The organism is Albibacillus kandeliae (assembly GCF_003116585.1).
Classification (GTDB): Bacteria; Pseudomonadota; Alphaproteobacteria; order Rhodobacterales; family Rhodobacteraceae; genus Albibacillus; species Albibacillus kandeliae.
The window spans coordinates 197,013-214,519 of the sequence record NZ_QEHM01000010.1 but is presented as its reverse complement, the minus strand read 5'-3'; the positions used below and the strand labels follow the sequence as shown (position 1 = coordinate 214,519).

At 65.4% G+C, this 17,507-nt stretch carries 19 protein-coding genes; 8 read left to right on the top strand and 11 right to left on the bottom strand.

The window, feature by feature from the left end; translation table 11 throughout:
• Positions 1-5: 5 nt before the first annotated feature.
• The 5 genes from DDT93_RS22205 to DDT93_RS22185 are packed head-to-tail and all read right to left on the bottom strand — an operon-like array spanning position 6 to position 5,695.
• Positions 6-959 carry an ABC transporter substrate-binding protein gene (locus DDT93_RS22205; protein ID WP_109468083.1) on the bottom strand — a complete coding sequence of 318 codons (954 nt, stop codon included), beginning with the start codon at positions 957-959 and terminating at the stop codon, positions 6-8.
• Between the two features lie 23 nt (positions 960-982).
• A complete protein-coding gene (locus tag DDT93_RS22200; RefSeq protein ID WP_109468082.1) occupies positions 983-1,990 on the bottom strand; it encodes an ABC transporter permease in 1,008 nt (335 codons plus the stop codon).
• Entirely contained in the window at positions 1,987-3,486 is a 1,500-nt protein-coding gene (locus DDT93_RS22195; RefSeq protein WP_232825540.1) for a sugar ABC transporter ATP-binding protein, read from the bottom strand. The genes DDT93_RS22200 and DDT93_RS22195 overlap by 4 nt, the downstream gene beginning before the upstream one ends.
• Positions 3,483-4,640 carry a Gfo/Idh/MocA family protein gene (locus DDT93_RS22190; RefSeq protein WP_109468080.1) on the bottom strand — a complete coding sequence of 386 codons (1,158 nt, stop codon included), beginning with the start codon at positions 4,638-4,640 and terminating at the stop codon, positions 3,483-3,485. The genes DDT93_RS22195 and DDT93_RS22190 overlap by 4 nt, the downstream gene beginning before the upstream one ends.
• On the bottom strand, positions 4,637-5,695 hold the full coding sequence (locus DDT93_RS22185) for a sugar phosphate isomerase/epimerase family protein (RefSeq protein WP_109468123.1): 1,059 nt from the start codon (positions 5,693-5,695) through the stop codon (positions 4,637-4,639). The genes DDT93_RS22190 and DDT93_RS22185 overlap by 4 nt, the downstream gene beginning before the upstream one ends.
• 129 nt (positions 5,696-5,824) lie before the next feature.
• On the opposite strand from DDT93_RS22185, the gene DDT93_RS22180 reads away from it, so the two are divergent.
• Positions 5,825-6,838, top strand: a complete 1,014-nt coding sequence (locus DDT93_RS22180; RefSeq protein ID WP_109468079.1) for a LacI family DNA-binding transcriptional regulator — start codon at positions 5,825-5,827, stop codon at positions 6,836-6,838.
• A 4-nt stretch (positions 6,839-6,842) separates the two neighbouring features.
• On the opposite strand, the gene DDT93_RS22175 is transcribed toward DDT93_RS22180, so the two are convergent.
• From DDT93_RS22175 to motA, 5 genes are read right to left on the bottom strand one after another with little or no spacing between them, the layout of a single operon-like run.
• A complete protein-coding gene (locus tag DDT93_RS22175) occupies positions 6,843-7,139 on the bottom strand; it encodes a CcdB family protein (protein ID WP_109468078.1) in 297 nt (98 codons plus the stop codon).
• Positions 7,139-7,384: a type II toxin-antitoxin system CcdA family antitoxin gene (locus DDT93_RS22170; protein ID WP_109468077.1), complete on the bottom strand. Its 246-nt coding sequence runs from the start codon at positions 7,382-7,384 to the stop codon at positions 7,139-7,141. Before DDT93_RS22170 ends, DDT93_RS22175 begins: the two co-directional genes overlap by 1 nt.
• Before the next feature lie 52 nt (positions 7,385-7,436).
• Complete coding sequence (locus DDT93_RS22165) at positions 7,437-7,844, bottom strand: hypothetical protein (protein WP_157960255.1); 408 nt, start codon at positions 7,842-7,844, stop codon at positions 7,437-7,439.
• Positions 7,845-7,883: 39 nt separating this feature from the next.
• A complete protein-coding gene (locus tag DDT93_RS22160; protein ID WP_109468075.1) occupies positions 7,884-8,171 on the bottom strand; it encodes a hypothetical protein in 288 nt (95 codons plus the stop codon).
• Positions 8,168-9,034, bottom strand: coding sequence for a flagellar motor stator protein MotA (gene motA / locus DDT93_RS22155; protein WP_109468074.1), 867 nt, complete (start codon positions 9,032-9,034; stop codon positions 8,168-8,170). The genes DDT93_RS22160 and motA overlap by 4 nt, the downstream gene beginning before the upstream one ends.
• Before the next feature lie 136 nt (positions 9,035-9,170).
• Here motA and DDT93_RS22150 point away from each other — a divergent pair, with 136 nt between their 5' ends.
• From DDT93_RS22150 to DDT93_RS22140, 3 genes are read left to right on the top strand one after another with little or no spacing between them, the layout of a single operon-like run.
• The gene (locus DDT93_RS22150; RefSeq protein ID WP_109468073.1) at positions 9,171-10,277 is read left to right on the top strand and encodes a hypothetical protein; all 1,107 of its coding nucleotides are present in this window, start codon (positions 9,171-9,173) and stop codon (positions 10,275-10,277) included.
• Entirely contained in the window at positions 10,274-11,617 is a 1,344-nt protein-coding gene (locus DDT93_RS22145; RefSeq protein ID WP_109468072.1) for an FkbM family methyltransferase, read from the top strand. Before DDT93_RS22150 ends, DDT93_RS22145 begins: the two co-directional genes overlap by 4 nt.
• 2 nt (positions 11,618-11,619) lie before the next feature.
• A complete protein-coding gene (locus DDT93_RS22140) occupies positions 11,620-13,467 on the top strand; it encodes a tetratricopeptide repeat protein (RefSeq protein WP_109468071.1) in 1,848 nt (615 codons plus the stop codon).
• On the opposite strand, the gene DDT93_RS22135 is transcribed toward DDT93_RS22140, so the two are convergent.
• The gene (locus DDT93_RS22135; protein ID WP_157960254.1) at positions 13,464-14,132 is read right to left on the bottom strand and encodes a winged helix-turn-helix domain-containing protein; all 669 of its coding nucleotides are present in this window, start codon (positions 14,130-14,132) and stop codon (positions 13,464-13,466) included. The genes DDT93_RS22140 and DDT93_RS22135 overlap by 4 nt on opposite strands.
• 202 nt (positions 14,133-14,334) lie before the next feature.
• Here DDT93_RS22135 and DDT93_RS22130 point away from each other — a divergent pair, with 202 nt between their 5' ends.
• The 4 genes from DDT93_RS22130 to DDT93_RS22115 all read left to right on the top strand — a co-directional run bounded on the left by DDT93_RS22130 (position 14,335) and on the right by DDT93_RS22115 (position 17,473).
• The gene (locus tag DDT93_RS22130; RefSeq protein WP_157960253.1) at positions 14,335-14,634 is read left to right on the top strand and encodes a MucR family transcriptional regulator; all 300 of its coding nucleotides are present in this window, start codon (positions 14,335-14,337) and stop codon (positions 14,632-14,634) included.
• Positions 14,635-14,793: 159 nt separating this feature from the next.
• Positions 14,794-15,243 (top strand): MucR family transcriptional regulator, encoded by a 450-nt coding sequence (locus DDT93_RS22125; RefSeq protein ID WP_109468068.1) that lies wholly within the window; start codon positions 14,794-14,796, stop codon positions 15,241-15,243.
• 71 nt (positions 15,244-15,314) lie between these two features.
• Positions 15,315-16,319 carry a flagellar motor protein MotB gene (locus tag DDT93_RS22120; protein ID WP_109468067.1) on the top strand — a complete coding sequence of 335 codons (1,005 nt, stop codon included), beginning with the start codon at positions 15,315-15,317 and terminating at the stop codon, positions 16,317-16,319.
• 401 nt (positions 16,320-16,720) lie between these two features.
• Positions 16,721-17,473 carry a hypothetical protein gene (locus DDT93_RS22115; protein ID WP_109468066.1) on the top strand — a complete coding sequence of 251 codons (753 nt, stop codon included), beginning with the start codon at positions 16,721-16,723 and terminating at the stop codon, positions 17,471-17,473.
• The last annotated feature ends 34 nt before the right edge of the window (positions 17,474-17,507 follow it).

Here is a 17,507-nt window from a genome sequence, read left to right as displayed (position 1 = left end):
CCTGATCAGAACGGGCTGTCGGGGAAGTAGTACTGTTCGGCATTCTCCGGCGTGATCCGCTGGCTGCCAATGATGAATCGTCCCGAGACAGGGGTGGGCGAGACCTGACCAAGCGCCGTCAGCTCGATCGCGGTTGCGATCTGCGCCGGAGGATAGGTCACGTTCACCGGCAGCATCGGGTCGCCATCCATCATGCGCTTGATGATTTCCTTCATGCCCGCGCCGCCGACGACCCACATCTCGTCGTTCCGGCCCGCCTGGTCGATGGCTTCCAGCACGCCGACAGCCATGTCGTCATCGGCCGCCCAGACCGCGTCGATGTCATCGTACTTCGACAGGAAGTCCTGCATCACGTTGAACGCGTCGTCGCGGTTCCAGTTGCCGTGCTGCATGTCGAGCACGTTGATCCCGGTCCCTTCGATTGCCGCCGTAAAGGCATCGACCCGCTCGTTGTCGAGCGTTGTCGGGATCCCGCGCAGAACGACGACGTTGTCGCCCGACTTCAGGTTCTCGGCAAAGTACTCGCCCGCCACGCGGCCAAAGCCGGTGTTGTCCCCGGCGACATAAAGGTCCTCGATGTTCGGAACCGAGAGGCCCCGGTCAACGACCGTTACCCAGATGCCGGCGTCCTTCACCGCCTGCACCGGCGCGGTCAGCGGCTCGGATTCGAACGGCAGCACGACCAGCGCGCTGATGTTGCGCGTGGCGACCATGTCCTCGATATCGTTGACCATCTTGCCCGCGTCGCCTGCCGTCGCCAGCACGAAGTCCAGCTGCGGATAAGTCGCCTCGAGGCGTTCGATCGCGGCCTGTGCGTGGTAGTTCAGCCCGCCCATGAAGCCGTGGGTGGCCGAGGGGATCGCAACGCCGATCACCTTGGTGTCCTGCGCCAGCGCGGGGCCCGCGCCGACAAGGGCGAGGCCAAGTACCGCGCCCTTGAAAATATCTCTGCGTTTCATGTCTTTCCTCCCAAAATTGCCGCTCACTCGGCGGGCTTTCCTTCCCGCTGCAAGACCACAGCAAGGATGACGATCACGCCTTGGATCGCGCCGTTCAGGTAGGGGCTGACGATCGAGGCGAGGTTCAGAATATTGTCGATGAGGCTCAGGATCAGGACACCCACAACGGTGCCCCAGACCCGGCCGTAGCCGCCCTTGAGCACGGTGCCCCCGATGATCACAGCCGCGATGGCCTCCAGCTCCCAGAGCACCCCGGTCGAGCCGGAAGCGGAACCGAGGCGCGGGACGTACATGATCGTCGCAACGCCCACCAGCATCCCCAGCAGGACGTAGGTGGCCATCCGCACGCGGTCGACCTTGACCGCCGAATACTTGGCGACCTGTTCGTTGGCACCCAGCGCGGCGCAGTGCCGGCCAAACGGCGTCTTGCGCATGGCCAGCTCGCCCAGGATCGCGACGAGCGCGAAGACGATGATCGGCCAGGCGACCCCGAGGATGCCGTCGTAATAGACCGGGCGATAGAAGCTGCGCGCATCGTAGTTCAGCGAGAGCGTCCCGCCATCCGCCAGCCAGGTGGTCAGCGAACGGTAGATGCCCATCGACCCGAGCGTGACGATGAAGGCCTCGATGCCGACCTTCGCAATCAGGAACCCGTTCAGCAGCCCGGCGGCCAACCCGGTGACCAGCGCCACCGCCATACCCGCCAGAACCAGCGGCACCCCGATGCCGAGGGTCGGGATCATGGCGTTCATCGCCATGATCATCACCCCCGCGATGAACGCGGCCATGGACCCCACCGACAGGTCGATTCCCCCTGCCGTGATGACAAAGGTCATGCCGACGGCAATGATCCCGATGAAGGCCGAGCGCGCGAGCACGTTGGTCACGTTGCCATAGCTCAGGAAGTTCGAGTTGAGCGAGGCGCCCAGCACGATCAGCACGATCAGGGCCAGCAGCGGGCCGAGAACATGCAGCGAAATGCCATGCCGCCGGGCGCCTGTTTCGTTGGTCTGGGTGGTCGTGTCGGTCATGCCTGTGCTCCGGCCATTTCGCTCACGCCCATGGCGCGGCGCAGGATCGCGTCTTCGGTGATCGCCTCGCCTTCCAGCTCGCCCGCGATATGGCCGCGCCCCATCACGACAACGCGCGAGGCCAGCCCGATCACTTCAGGCAGCTCAGAGGAAACGACGATCACGCTCTTGCCCTTGGCGGCCAGCGCCGCGATGAAATCGTAGATCTGTTGCTTGGTGCCGATGTCGATACCGCGAGTCGGCTCGTCGATGATGACGATCTGCGGCTCGGCAAGCATGGTCTTGGCCAGCAACAGCTTCTGCTGGTTCCCGCCCGAGAGGTTCCCGGCGGTCATGGCCCTGTCCTTCACGCGAATGTCGAACTCGGCGATGGCGTCGGTCAATGCCCGGTCCTCGGCGCGCTTGTCGATCGCCACCCGCCCGAAGCGGTCCAGCGCCAGAAGCGTCAGGTTCTCGGTCAGCGACTTGCCCAGCAACAGGCCCTTTTCCTTGCGGTCCTCGGTCAGATAGACCAGCCCCGCCCGCCGCGCCTCCAGCACCGAGCCGCCGCTCAGCTCCGCGCCATTGACCCGCACGGTCCCCTGCGAAGGCCGAAGCCCGACGATGCCTTCCATCAGTTCGGTCCGCCCGGCCCCCACCAGCCCGGCGAAACCCAGCACCTCGCCACGCCGGAGCCTGAACGACGCGTCGCGCACATGGCCCGGAACCGTCAGCCCCTCGACCTCCAGAACCACGTCATCGCCTGCCCGGGGCTTCGCCGGAAACAGGTCGGACAGTTCGCGCCCGACCATCGCCTCGGCCATCGCGTGCTCGGTAAACCCTGCCGCCGGGCGCGTCGTGATATGGGTCCCGTCGCGCAGAACCGTCACCCGGTCAGCGATCCGCGCGACCTCGTCCAGCTTGTGCGAGGTGTAGAGGATCGCGGTGCCCTGCGCCCGCAGACGTTCGATCTGTTTCAGCAAGACATCCGTCTCGCGCCCGGTCAGCACGGCGGTCGGTTCATCCATGATCAGGACCCGCGCCTTGCGCCCCAGCGCACGGGCGATCTCGACCATCTGCCGGTTCGGGACCGAAAGGTCACGGATACGCACCCGCGGATCGACATGACAATCCAGCCGCGCCAGCAGCTCCCGCGCCTCCGCGCGCATCGCCTTCTGATCGAGGAACAGACCGCGCCGCTTCTCGCGGCCAAGGAACAGGTTCTCTTCAACCGTTAGCTGCAGAGCGAGGTTGAATTCCTGATGGATCATCAGGATCCCGGCATCCTCCGCCGCACGCTGATCGGCAAAGCTCACCGATTGCCCGTCAAGCAGCAGCTCGCCCGTCGAGGGCGACAGGTAGCCGCCGAGGATCTTCATCATCGTCGACTTGCCGGCGCCATTCTCACCGATCAGCGCATGCACTTCGCCGGGCACCAGCGCAAAGTCGATCCCGTGCAGCACCTCGATGGGGCCAAAGCGGCGGGTTACCCCACGGGCTTCAAGCACGGCGGTCAAAACGACACCCACGCGGCGTTGCGCCGCGAGGAGCGGACGCAGGCATCGACAAAGGCGACACCTTCAACCCCGTCGGCCACCGTCGGGAACAACATGCCCTCCGGCAGGCCATCGCCGTTCCGCGCGGCCCGGATGGCCTCGGCCGCTGCACCGTAGATATTTGCAAAGGCTTCGAAAAACCCCTCGGGATGCCCCGGCGGGATCCGTGTCATCCCCCGCGAGCCCGGGCCAGTATCGGCCGAGGCACGCGTCACGATCTGTGTCGACCCGCCCAACGGAGTCACCCGCAGTTCATTGGGGTTTTCCTGCCGCCATTCCAGCCCGGCCTTGGTTCCATAGACCCGCAGCCGCAGACCGTTCTCCTCGCCCGCCGCGACCTGGCTGCACCAGAGCGTACCGCGCGCGCCGCCCTTGAAGCGCAGCATCACGTGGGCGTTGTCGTCCAGCAATCGCCCGGGAACAAAGCTTTGCAGATCGGCTGCGATGGCTTCGGGCTCCAGCCCGGTGACATGGCGCAGCAGGTTCCAGGCATGTGTCCCGATGTCCCCGGTGGCGCCCCCGGCACCACTACGCTCCGGGTCGGTGCGCCATGCCGCCTGCTTGTTGTCCGGCTCCGGCACCTCGGCCAGCCAGTCCTGCGCATACTCGACCTGAACCAGCCGGATCTCGCCGAGATCCCCGCGCTGAACCCGCGACCGCGCTTCGCGCACCAAGGGGTAGCCCGTGTAGTTGTGGGTCAGCACGAACAGCGCCTGCGATTTCTCGGCCGCGGCCTGCAGCTTCTTCGCATCCGGCAGCGTTCCGGTCAGCGGCTTGTCGCAGATCACGTGGATCCCGCGCTTCAGGAACTCGCGTGCGACCGGCAAATGCATGTGGTTGGGCACCACGACCGACACCGCCTCGATCCCGTCTTTCAGCCGCGCCTCGCGCTTGGCCATCTCCACGTAGTCGGTATAGGTCCGGTCTGCCGCAAGCCCGACCTCGGCCGCCGAGGCCCGCGCCTTGTCCTCTGTCGAGGACAGCGCACCCGCCACCAGTTCGAATTGCCCGTCCAGACGCGCAGCGATGCGATGGACCGAGCCGATCATGGCCCCCTGTCCCCCGCCGACCATCCCCAGCCGGATCGGTCCCGTGCGTCCGGCGAAACGGCTCATCGCTCGAGCCCCAGCATTCTGCGGTTCGCGGCCTCGTCGGTCCCCGCGTTGGCGAAATCGTCAAAGGCATGCGGCGTGACCCGGATGATGTGGTCCTTGACGAACTGCGCGCCCTCGCGCGCGCCATCCTCAGGATGCTTCAGCGCACATTCCCATTCGACCACCGCCCAGCCGTCGAAATCCATCGCCGCGAACTTGGAGAACACCGCGCCGAAATCCACCTGCCCGTCCCCAAGCGAGCGGAACCGCCCTGCCCGGTTCACCCAGCTCTGGTAGCCGCCATAGACGCCCTGCCGCCCGGTCGGATTGAACTCGGCGTCCTTGACGTGAAACGCCCCGATCCGTTCGGCGTAGATGTCCAGATGATCGAGGTAGTCGAGGCACTGCAGAACGTAGTGGCTCGGATCGTAGAGCATCATCGCGCGAGGATGGTCGTTCACCCGCTCGAGGAACATCTCGAAGCTTGCCCCATCGTGCAGGTCCTCGCCCGGGTGGATCTCGTAGCAGAGGTTAACCCCGTGCTCATCCGCGAGGTCCAGCAGCGGACGCCAGCGTTTCGCCAATTCGTCAAAGGCCATCTCGACCAGCCCTGCCGGGCGCTGCGGCCATGGGTAGATGTAGGGCCAGGCCAGCGCGCCCGAAAAGGTCGGAAGCGCGGTCAGCCCAAGGTTGGCCGAGGCACGGATGGCCTTTTTCACCTGTTCTACCGCCCAGGCCTGCCGCGCCGCCGGATCGCCATGCACCGAGGCATCCGCGAACCCGTCGAAGGCGACGTCATAGGCGGGATGCACGGCAACAAGCTGGCCCTGAAGATGGCAGGCCAGCTCTGTCACGGTGATCCCGTTCTCTTCGGCTTGCCCAAGCCACTCCTCGCAATAGTCCCGGCTCTCGGCGGCCTGGTCGAGATCGATCAGCCGCTTGTCCCAGCTCGGAACCTGCACCCCGGCATAGCCGCAATCCGCCGCCCAGCGGGTAATGCCGCCCCAGCTGTCGAAGGGAGCGTCGTCGCCTGCGAACTGCGCCAGGAACAGCGCAGGGCCCTTGATCGTCTTCACGTGCATCCTCCCATGCGCGACTTCTCCTCTCGTCGCGTATGTAATCGTTTGCATGTGAGCCTGACAAAGAGTGCAATCGTTTACAAGAGTTAATTTTCAGTCCAATCTAAGCCCCTGAAAGGGAGTTCGATGGACCGGAAAATCGCAACGATTCAGGATGTTGCCCGCAGCGCGGGGGTGTCGACCGCCACGGTCAGCCGTACCCTGTCCAAGCCTTCGGTGGTCGCAAAGGCGACTCGCGAGGCCGTTTTGACCGCCGTTGCCGAGACCGGATACCGCGTGAATGCCACCGCGTCGAACCTGCGGCGGCAGCGCACCGGGTCGGTGATCATCCTGCTTCCGAACATCGCAAACCCCTTCTTCTCGCAGATCCTCGCGGGGCTCTCGTCAGTGCTGACCCCGGCGCAATACGGCATGCTCATCGCCGACACCCAGTTCGGCCCCGACCCCGAAGAACGGCTCCAGCACTACCTGACCTCGGGCCAGGCCGACGGGCTGATCCTGCTCGACGGGACCCTGTCCCCCGAGGCGCTCAGAACCCCGGCCCGCCCCCCTGTCGTGCTGGCCTGCGAGTGGATGGGCAGCGCCCTGCCCTCCGTCCGTGTCGAGAACCAGCGCGGCGCCGCGCTTGCGGTCGGCCACCTTGCCAAGCTCGGCCACCGCCACATCGGCCATGTCACCGGCCCGCGCGGCAACGTCCTGACCGAAACCCGGCTCGAAGGATTCCGCAGCGCGCTGTCCCAGCTTGGCCTGCCGATGCGCGACGACTGGATCATCGAGGGCGACTTCAGCATGGATTCCGGCGCCTCGGCCGGCCGCGCCTGGCTGGCTATGCAGGACAAGCCGACGGCGCTGTTCCTCTCCTCGGACGAGATGGCGACAGGCTTCATGGGTCAGGTGCAACGCCGTGGCGTACAGGTGCCGCAGGACGTCTCGGTGGTCGGCTTCGACAACATCGAGATCTCCCAGCATCTCAGCCCGGGCCTGACCACCATCCGCCAGCCGCGCACGCAGATCGGCGTGCGCGCGGCCGAACTGCTGCTGGACATGATCGCCGAAGGCCGGATCGACGGCCCGTCCGAGGTGATCGAGGTGGAATTCATTACCCGTGGCAGCTCCGGCCCGCCACCGGCAGCGAAGTAGCGCCCTAGAACCCCACGAAGACCAGATCCAGCGCGCGCCGGATGGTGTAGTCCTCGCTCGTCAGGTCCATGACCGGGCCGGACGACACCAGCCGCTCGGGGATCGCCGCCATCTCGCCCGTGTGCAGCGCCATCGGCTCGCCTTCGATGTGAAACACCGGCTCCAACCGCGTGATTGGCCTCAGATCCTCGGTCACGGGCAACAGGGGCGCCACCACCCTCGTCCCGGTACGTATCAGGTCGGACTGCAGGTCGAGCACCAGCGTCCCGTCCGGCAGGCGATATACATGAAACTGCGCCATTACTCGGGCGTCCACACCTGCCATCGCGCCAGGGGCATCCCGTTCCGGTCGACCCAGGCGCGGCGCTGGCTGATTGCCTCGCGGTTCTCTGCAGCCCATGCCCGCGCACGGGCCTCGCGCACCGATTCAGCGAGGGCCGCCTCGCTGATCGCCGACACGTTGAGCCCAAGCTCGCGCGCCGCGTCGAGGACATCGCTGTCGATGGTCACATTCGTGCGGCGCTTGGCAGAGACAGTGGCGGACATGCATTTGCTCCATCAGAGTGTGCATTCAAGATACACACCCAATGGGCGCACTTCAAGTTCTGCCGGCCCCCTGCCGCGCGCGCCACCAGCGCATCACCGCCATCTCGGCCTCCGCCGCATCCTCGGCCCGCTGGGCCTCGTCCTTCGCCAGCGCCATTCCTGCCACGCGCACCGATTCATAGGTCTTCATTTCGCGAAAGGCCGTCGCGACACGCTGCTCCAGCCTGTTCAGCCCCGGCTCGATGCGCTTGCGGTCGCGCTCCACCCGCGCGATCTCCGAGCGCATGGATCGCAGGTAGTCGCCAAGGTAGGTCCGCATCGCCGGATCGTCCGTCTGCGCCCCCTCGGTCATCTCCCGCTCCAGGCGTTCGCGCCGCTGGTCCAGCCGCAGCGCCTCGGCCCGCAGATCGTTCAGTTCCTGCGCATCGCTCTCGATGGCCTGCCGCTTCAGCTTTTCCATCAGCTCAAGCGCCCGGATCCGACCGGCCTGCATCGTCGCCTAATGCCCCGCCGAGACGTCCGGGGCCGCCTCTTCCGGGCTCTCCTCCGCTGCCTGCCCCGTCTTGGCCAGCAGCGCATCGCGCATCCGGGTCATGATGTCATCGGGAAAGCTGTTGCGCGCGGTCGGCATGGTCGCATGCCAGACCGGCATGGTGAACTCCGGCGGAGCCGAGGCGTCCTGATCTTCGGACGCCGACGGCTCCTCGGCGGGCTTCGGGGCGCCAGCCGCGAAACCCGGCACGGCCGGGGCGATCAGCAGGGCCAACAGGCAAAACAGCCGGATCATAGCGGCGCCAGCTCCTTCTGCCCCGCCTCAACCTTGTAGAAGTCGGGCTGCATCCGCGTGGGGATGTTGCCGCGGCCCATCTCGATGCAGATGTTCGGAGGATAGTTCGCGACGATGGCAACGAACACGTCCCGGATCACGTGGTAGAAGGCCGCGTCCTCGTCCTCGATCTGCTTCAGCCGACCCGAAACCGGCTGCACCATGCAGTAGGCCAGAAACACGCCAAGAAACGTCCCGACAAGCGCGCCGCCGATCATCCCGCCCAGAACTTCGGGCGGCTGGTCGATGGACGACATCGTCTTGATCACACCCAGAACGGCCGCGACGATCCCGATCGCCGGCAGACCGTCCGCCATGGTCTGGATCGCATGCGCCGCATGCAGCGATTCATGGTGATGCTTCTTGATCTTGCGGTTGATCACGTCCTCGGTCTGGTAGCGGTCGTCGAACTGCATCGACAGCATGCGGAAACTGTCGGTGATCAGTTCGGTCGCGAAGTGATCCTTGAGGATCTTGGGATAGCGCTTGAAGATCTCGCTCTCCTGCGGCTTCTCGATGTGCTCGTCGAGCGCAAGGATACCCTTCTGCTTGTAGATACGGGCGAATTCGTAAAGCAGGTTCAGCAGGTCTTCGTAGTCACGGGCCTTCCACTTCGGCCCTTTGATGACCTTGAGGATGCCGCCCATGCTGCTCTTCACCACGGCGAAAGAGTTGGCGATCACAAAGGCGCCTACGGCTGCGCCAACGATCATCATGCCTTCGAATGGCAGGGCGTGCAGCACGATGTCGAGCTTGCCGCCCGAGAGCATGAACCCGCCGAAGACGAGACCGAAAACAAGGGCCAGGCCGATGATCAGAGTCATTATCGCATTCCGTTCTTGGGTGTTCCAGGGTGTGTACTGACAAGATTTTCATGAACAGAATAAACATAATTGACTTACGTACAAGCATAAACAAGAATAGGTTGCAGAGTAATTTTTGACTTGAAGCAGAAGAGCCATGAACAACGACGATGTATTCGCCTACGTCTTCGAGGAGGACCTGATCCGCAGCGCTCTGCCGGATTGGCCCCAGGGCATGATCGCGGTTCTCTGCCTGCGCGCCGATGGCGACTGCAAGACCGTCGTGGGTCACATTGAAGAAGGTCATCGCGTCCTGCGGCGCGTGGCGCAGGCAATGGACATGCCCGAGCGCAGCTTTGCAGTGACCCCCGAGGTCGACGGCTGGCCGACGCGCCGCGTTCGCTTCTCGGAAGAGCAGGACATGCTCAAGCTGATCGCCGGGGCCGACCAGCTGAGCGAGCTGGCGGCGGATTATGCGATCAACTATCGCTTTGCCAAGGACGAGGGCCTGAACCCCGACGAGGTCGTCAGCGGCCGCGCCCCACAGCGCGCCCCGCGCGCCGACAAGCCCGCAACCAAAGTGGGCGAGCAGGTGCGCCGCCGTCTGCACCTTGGTCTCGCCGTGGGCGAGCGCGTGGCCAAGGCACTGACCGACCGCGGCGAAGCTGAGGACCTGCCCAGCCGTCCGCAGCGCGGCGACAGCTTCGGCATGCCGCCGGGCTTTGCCGCCTGCACCGCACCGTCGCGCCGCGACTGTCAGTTCGGGACCGGTCGCATCGGCGGCTACGGCAAGGGCATCCGGGTGATCCTCACTCCCGATCGCGTCAGCATCCACACCACACCGGTCAAGGTCGAAGAGGTCGGCTTCAGCTCCGACTTCCGCCATTTCTACCTGCCCCGCAAGGCGCTCGGCGACTGGCGCGCCAGCCGCCCCGCGATCATCGACATCGCCCCCGAAGCCTTCCCCGAGGGCCTGCGCAAGGTGATGGCGGATCGTTGGTTCCAAGTGGACGCCACGGTCACCGCCGAAGGCGTCTTTCTCACCCCCGGCCTCCCCATCGCGCCCGAAGCCGAGGCAGAGGTTGTCTCCGAGGACATTCCCACCGCCGAACCCAGGAAACGCTGGCGCATGTCTGGCCGCGCCGCGGCCATCGCCGGCGTTGGCCTCGTCGCCGCCCTGATCACCGCCGGGAGCATCGGCGCCTTCGTCGGCGACGCACCGGTCACCTCCGTTCTCTCCGCGCTGGAGATCGCCGAGCGATGAAATGCGCGGTCATCACGCCGGTCGGGCCCGGCCACCAATCGCTGCTGAACGACAGCTGCGCACCCTCCGTGGCGCGCGCCCTCGCGTTCGACAAGGGCCCCTTCGACGTGGTCGAACACCTCGTGATGGACGACACCGAGGGCCGCCACGGACGCTCCAACCGCCGCAACGACGCGCTGCAACAAGCCCGCGACGAGGGCTTTGACTGGGTCTTCTTTCTCGATGCCGATGACGTCATGACCCCCAACGCCTTCGAGGCATTCGGGCGGGTGCTCGCATCCGAGCCGGAGCTTGACGCCGTCTGGGGTCTCATCTGTACCTTCAACGACCTCGGCCAGCCGGAACTGCGCGATGGCCAGCCCGAGCGCATCGACACCCGCGCCGATCTGCTGTCCTGCCCGCCCTATCTGTCGCTCCAGATCGGCGCCTTCATTCGGACCGGCTGCGCTGCCCGTTTCGGGTTCGACCCGGACATGGATACCGGCGAAGACTTCAAGTTCTACTACCAGCTCTGGGCCAACTGCCGCTGCGCCAAGCGCCCTGAGATCTTCTTCGTCAACCGGCGCGGCCAGCATTCGACCGGCCCTCGCGGCGCAACGGGGGCAGACTGGTCCGAAGCGGTGACGGGTCTCTGGACGACCCAGCTGGCCGAGGTCCCGGTCTGGGCACAGATCGCCGACGGCAACGGCAGCCCGGCCCGCATGCGCATCACCAATCCGCGCGACCTGATCCAGGCGACGCACCTGCAGGGCGCCTTCTTCGAAGACTCGTCGCTCCAGAAGCTGAAGAAGCTGCTGAACCGCCCGAACCCCACCATCGTCGAGGTCGGCGCGAACATCGGCAACCACGTCGTCTGGTACGCGCGCCATCTGGACCCGGCCCGCATCTACCCGGTCGAGCCGAACCCCGAGGCGCTGACCCTGCTCGAGCAGAACATCGAGGCGAACGGCATTTCCGACCGGATCGACCGGCGCGGACTTGGCCTTGGCGCCGGACGCGGCGAGGGGCGCTTCACTGCCGTCACCGACAACGCCGACAACCTCGGTGCGACGCGCCTTGTCGCCGCCGAGGAAGGCGGCATCGAAACCCGCAGTCTCGACGCCCTGCTGGGCGAGGACCGGGTGGATTTCATCAAGATCGACGCCGAAGGCATGGAGATGGACGTGCTCGACGGGGCCGCCGACCTGATCGCGCGGGACAAGCCGCTGATCTGGATCGAGGTGCTGCGGCCCAACATGATGGCCTTCGTCCAGGGCTGGTGCCGCAAGGCCAACTACCGGGTGGTCGACAGCACCGCCTACCTGAACACCGTCGATTATTTCGCCATGCCGAGGAGCTGAGAATGACCACCGCGACCAGCCGCAAGGACCGCCGCGTGCTCGCCGCCAAGACGGCCAAGATCTATGGAATCAAGGGCCAGGAGTCGGTGGACCTTCACGAGGCCTACAACGCGTTGGCGCGCAACGAGATCGGCAAGGCCGTTCAGCTCGCCCTGCCGATCACCAAGAGTCACCCGGCCAACCGCCACGCCTGGATCGTCATGGGCGGGGCCGCGCTGACCCAGCGCGAGGGCAAGACCGCCAAGGCCTTCTTCGGGCAGGCGCTGCAGGCACGCTCGGACGATCCCGTGGCGCTGACCGGGATGTCCAAGGCGCATCTCCTCTCGGCCGAGGTGGAAGAGAGCGTCGCGACCGCCCGCCTCGCCTTCGAGGCAGGCGCCGAGGAGCGCGGCCTCGTCACCATGTATATGGACCTGATGTCGCGGCTGGGGCGTCGCCTCGCCGCCGTCGACGTGCTGTCTCCGGTGGTCGAAAAACTGAACGACGCCGAGCTGTGCCATACGCTTGGCAACATGCTGCTGGATGCCGATGAACCGGGCAAGGCCGCCCGCTGGTACCACGCCGCCTACGCACTCGACCCAAAGCCCGAGGCGCACCGGATCGGGCACCTGCGGGCGCTGCTCGTCGAATGCCGGTTCGACGAAGCGGAACCGTTCGCGCAAGACCTTCTGCAGACCGCCGAAGATCACGACGGCGTCGTCAACATCTACCTGCTGATGCTGCGCGTCACCGGTCGCCGGGACGAAGCCGAGAAACTGATCCAGGACACCGATTTCACTACACCCGAGGGCTACGCGCAGGCGCTTGGCCTGATGGCGAACATCCATCAGGACCGGGGCAACTACGACGCCGCGCGCGACTCCTATCAGGAAGCGATCCACGTGACCGGGCATGGCGGCAGGCTAGCCAAGGCCTACGGGGTCTTCCTGTTCCGCGACGGCGCCTATGGCGAGGGCGCGCCCCATTTCGCCGAGCGCTTCGACCAGGCACAGCGCGGACGAATCCCGCTCCACAACGCCGCGCCCGAGAACCTCGAGAAGCTGCAGCACATGCTGCTGATGGGTGAACAGGGCGTGGGTGACCAGCTTGCCATGCTGCCCCTGTTGCGGCTCGCCCCGCTCGATCCCGGCGCCCAGGTGACCTTCGTCGCCGACGACCGCTTCGGCCCCCTGCTGGCAGGCAACACCCTCGGCATCGCACACCGCGACCGCAGCGCCTTTACCTCTGCGCCGCAGCAACTGGCACTGAACCAGCTCGTCTATCTCGGCGATCTCAGCCGCTACCTCGAAGGCCGCGAGCCCTCGGCCAAGCACGGCGCCTATCTGCGCCCGGACGCAGCCCGCGTCGCAGCCCTGCGCGAAAAGTACGTCAGCGCGGGCAAGGGCGCCCCGGTCATCGGGCTCGCATGGAACAGCGCCAGCCTGATCGGCCGCCTGCGCTCGGTCGCGCTGGCCGAAATGCTGACCGCCCTGCCCGAGGGCGCTCTGGTGGTTAACCTGCAATACGGCGACACCAGCCGCGAGGTCACCGAGGCCATGCTCGGCCGTCCCGACCTGACCTTCGTCAACGACTTCGAGATCGACCAGATGGCCGACCTCGCCGGGTTCGCCGCCCAGATCGCCGCGATGGACCACGTGGTGACGATCGACAACACCACGGCGCACATGGCAGGCGCCCTCGGACACGGGTCCGCCCACGCGCTCATTCCGGCGGGCTCGGAGTGCATGTGGTACTGGGGTCGCTCGGGCGAGGCCGATCCGTGGTACGGGGCGCTGACCCTGCACCGCCAGCAAGCAATCGGCGACTGGTCGGAGCCTCTGGCCGAGGTTCGCGCCCGGCTCGCGCCCTAGTTCAATTCCCGGGGGGCGTCTTGAACTTCAAGCACATAACCGGCGGACCGCACCGTACGAACGGTATAGAGCCCGCCCATCACGTCGCGCAGCTTGCGGCGGATGCGGGTGATGTGCACGTCAAAGCGGCGGTCGCCATACTCCCAGTCGGTTCCGTAGAGGTGCTGCGACAGCTCGTTGCGGGTCACGATCCGGCCCTGGTGCGCCGCGAGAACACGCAGCACCCGCTCCTCGGCCTGGGTCAAGGTCATGCCCGCCACCAGCGCCTCGGCGATTCCCGCGCTCTCGGACAGCGGCGCGCCGGCAAGGCCGCGCGCCAGCCGGACTTCGAACTCGGCGCTCCGGAATGGCAGCCGCAGGACATCATGGGCCCCGGCCGACAGGGTCCATGCGGCGCTGGTCTCGCTGTCAACTCCGTCGATGGCCAGCACAAGGCAATGGGGATGATCCAGCCGCAGCCGCGACAGCAGCGCCAGCGCGCCGTCGGCGGGCGGACAGACCGCCACCACCGCCAGCCTCAGCGGCAGGGCCGGGTCGATCACCCGCGCCAGCCGCGCGACGTCCGCCGTTTCGACAAGCCCGCTGACTCCGGCCTCGGCCAGAACCCTTGTAATCTGGGCCCGGCGTTTGTCATCCGGGTCCACTACGACACAGGGGCCGGTCATCATTCGCCTCTAGAGGGAGTCAAAAACACTGCATGCTCAGCGATAAGGTGTAATCGACCGGCCTCCAACCAGTTTTTGTGCATCGGATGTACAAATTATCCAAGTTTTCAACTGTCCTTAACCAGTGCGCCCTAAATTCTTCATGAAAAGCAAAAATAAACGGCCTTCGCCTTGGCCGAATCGCCCCGGGGGAGAACGATACATGGCGGCCACGCAACTCTGGAACCTCTGGCGGAACGCGACGGGCTACGTTGCCGGGCGCCTGTGGTCCCAACGGGCGCCGCGCCCCGAGCCGGCCCTCCCCGTCGAGGACAGCGTGACTGCCAATTTTCTCGTTTGTCTCGAAACCGGTACGCGTCACGTCACTCTGACCCGGCACCTGCAGGAAACGCTGCGCATGACCCCGGCCGAATACCGCAGGCGGTGGCGCCTTCCGGCAGACTACCCGATGGTCGCACAGAACTACCTCGTCCGGCGCGACGAAATTAGGGAGGAGGCGTGATCGGCAAGATCCGGCGAAGACCACGAGAAGAAGCAATGACCACAAGCAAAACTGATGAACTTGTGGTATAGACAACAAAGACAAATCAGGATTATTGCGGCAGATGTATTCAATAGTCGAAATACAAGAAGACAAGTCGCAAGAAATCTCGGGGGCGAGATGACCAAATCGCAATCGAAAGAAGACATGATCGCCAAGATCGTCGCAGCTTACGCCAGCCGTCCCGACGTGGCGGCCGACGACATCGTCGCGCTCCTCGCCCGCCTGCGGCGCGAAATGGGTGACGAGTCCGCGGCCCCCTCGACGAGCGAGGCGCACGCAGCGGAACCCGTCGCCGAGCCGGCCGTTCCGATCGACAAGGCCATGACCAAGGACAAGGTCTACTGCCTGTGCTGCGGCAAGGGCTTCAAGATGCTCAAACGGCACCTCGGCGCCGAACACGGGCTGAGCGAGGCCGAGTATCGCGCCATGTTCGGCCTGCCGGAGGACATGCCGCTGGTGGCCCCGAGCTACTCCAAGAAAAAAGCGGATTACGCCAAGTCGGCCGGCTTCGGGAAATACGCCCGCACGGGCCGCCCGGCAGCGGACAACGACGCCAAGGTGTCCTGACCCCGCGACTGGACGACGACAGGGAACGGTTCGCAGAGACCGGCCTGGCATGAGGCAAGGACGGAACGGGCATGACGAACAGACCCATCATCATCAAGCGCGTCGAAGACGAGGGCGAGGCCGGCCACCACGGCGGCGGCTGGAAAGTCGCCTATGCGGACTTCATGACCGCAATGATGGCCTTCTTCCTCCTGCTCTGGATTCTGGCCGCCTCCGACGAGGAGAAGCTGCGCGGCCTTGCCGACTACTTCACCCCTTCGCTCTCTGAACAGGGCGGACGAGGAGACGGCATCCTCAATGGTGAGGTTCTGGGGCCGCAGGGCGTGCTGAGCGGGACCGAAGGGCCCAAGAGCGAAATCCAGCTGCCCAGTTTCGGGCAGGAAAATCCGCTCGCCATGTTCGACAGCCGGATCGAGAACCAGCCCCGCGCGGTGGTGGAGTACGAACCGAGCCCCGAGGACCCCCGCCCCAACGCGGACGAGACGACCGAGACCCAGCCCAACGTCGAATCGACAGGCGACCAGCCGGTGCCGCCCGAGATGACCGAACTGGCGCAGGCCCGCGAACTGCGTGAAGGCCAGCTCGACGCGCTGGAGCAGGAAATCACCAACGCGATCAAGCAGGACCCGACGCTGGAAGACTTCACGGCGAATATCCGCTTTGTCCGTACGCCACAGGGCCTGACCGTACAAATCATCGACCAGGAGGGGCGGTCGATGTTCAGCCTCGGCTCCTCCCGAATCCAGGACCACACGCGCGAGTTGATCGAGATTATCGGCCAGGCCATCGCGCCGATGACCTATCCTGTCACCATCACCGGGCACACCGACAGCCTGCCCTTCAACCGGTCCTCGGGCTATTCCAACTGGGAACTGTCGGCCGACCGCGCCAATGCCACCCGGCGGGTGCTCGTCGGAACGGGCGTCAACCCGTCCAGGCTGGAACGTATCTCGGGCCTTGCCGATACCGAACCGCTGACGCCCGAAGCGCCCGATGCACCCCAGAACCGCAGGATCGACATCCTCCTCGCCTACCCCGATCCGGCGCTCAAGCTACCGGCGCCTTCTGGCCCGTAACCGGGCGGCACACGCCAGAGGCGAAAGCATCTAGGGGTCAACACCCACCTTATCCACAAGATAATGCTGTCAACCCACCATATTGTTAACGCGCCTAAACAATGTTTTCGTGTGGGTTAAAACACCTACCCGGGCCAGTTGCGCGGAAACCGGCCCAAACGTCGGCGCCGCTCCGCCGGAAATTTCCTTGCAGTTCAACGGCTCTTGACGCCCTTCGTGGGCCACGACTCCCGGTATCGCCGCCCGCAGTAGTCCACATAATGTGCATAACTCTACAATATGTGGTGTGTGACTAGCTCCCCGCCGCAGACATATTGCGATCCGCTTAACATTCCCTCGCTGGCTCGAATTGTGAACGCCGGGTTAAGATCTCCCAGGGCATCGGAATTCGGGGGAATGATATGCGCACATCGGTACTGGAACTTCTCTGGCAAGGCGCCATCCGCCCCATGCACGGCACCGAAGCAAACCGGCTCAAGCGCGTCCTGCAGGCCATGCTCCCCATGCGCATCATCTGCCTCGCAGCCTCCACCGGAATCGACCGAATCTCCGTTCTGCCAGACGAGATCGAAGTGATGCCCGCCCTGCCGCTTGGGGACGTGGTGGTCGAGGAGCTCTCGGTCGACGTGCCCTACGGCGCGCTGCTGATGTTCTGTGACGACGACGTCATCGCCGGCCCGATCGAGAACGCCACGCTCTCCTACGACCTCGGCATCGCCGTGGGCCAGACCCTGCTGACGGTCCTGCGCCGCGGCACCTTCCCGCTAGAACGGGAGAACGAAGCGCTCTACATCATGGCCTGCGCCTTCGACCGCATGGCGCATACCACCGGCATGCAGCATCTCGGCCTCGTCCCCGGCGAATTCTCCAAGGGCCTCGCCGGCATCCTCGGCGCATACTGGTCCGGCTCGCGCCTGTCCCGGACCGAGCAGAGCGGCCTGTTCCTCGGCACGCACTGCCTCGCCAGCTCGGGCCTGCGTCAGTACCTGACCTCGCTCGATGCGGGATTCAACGCGCCCGAGTACAACCGTATCCCCCGGGGATTGCTCGCCTTTTCCGGCGGCACCTACAACTTTGGCGACTGGCTCGAACTGGTCGACCAGGCGGTGTCCGGTCTCATGAGCCAACGCAAGACACGGCTCATAAACGGCTGAGATCCGACCCCGGATTTTCAAGTATTTAACCTTT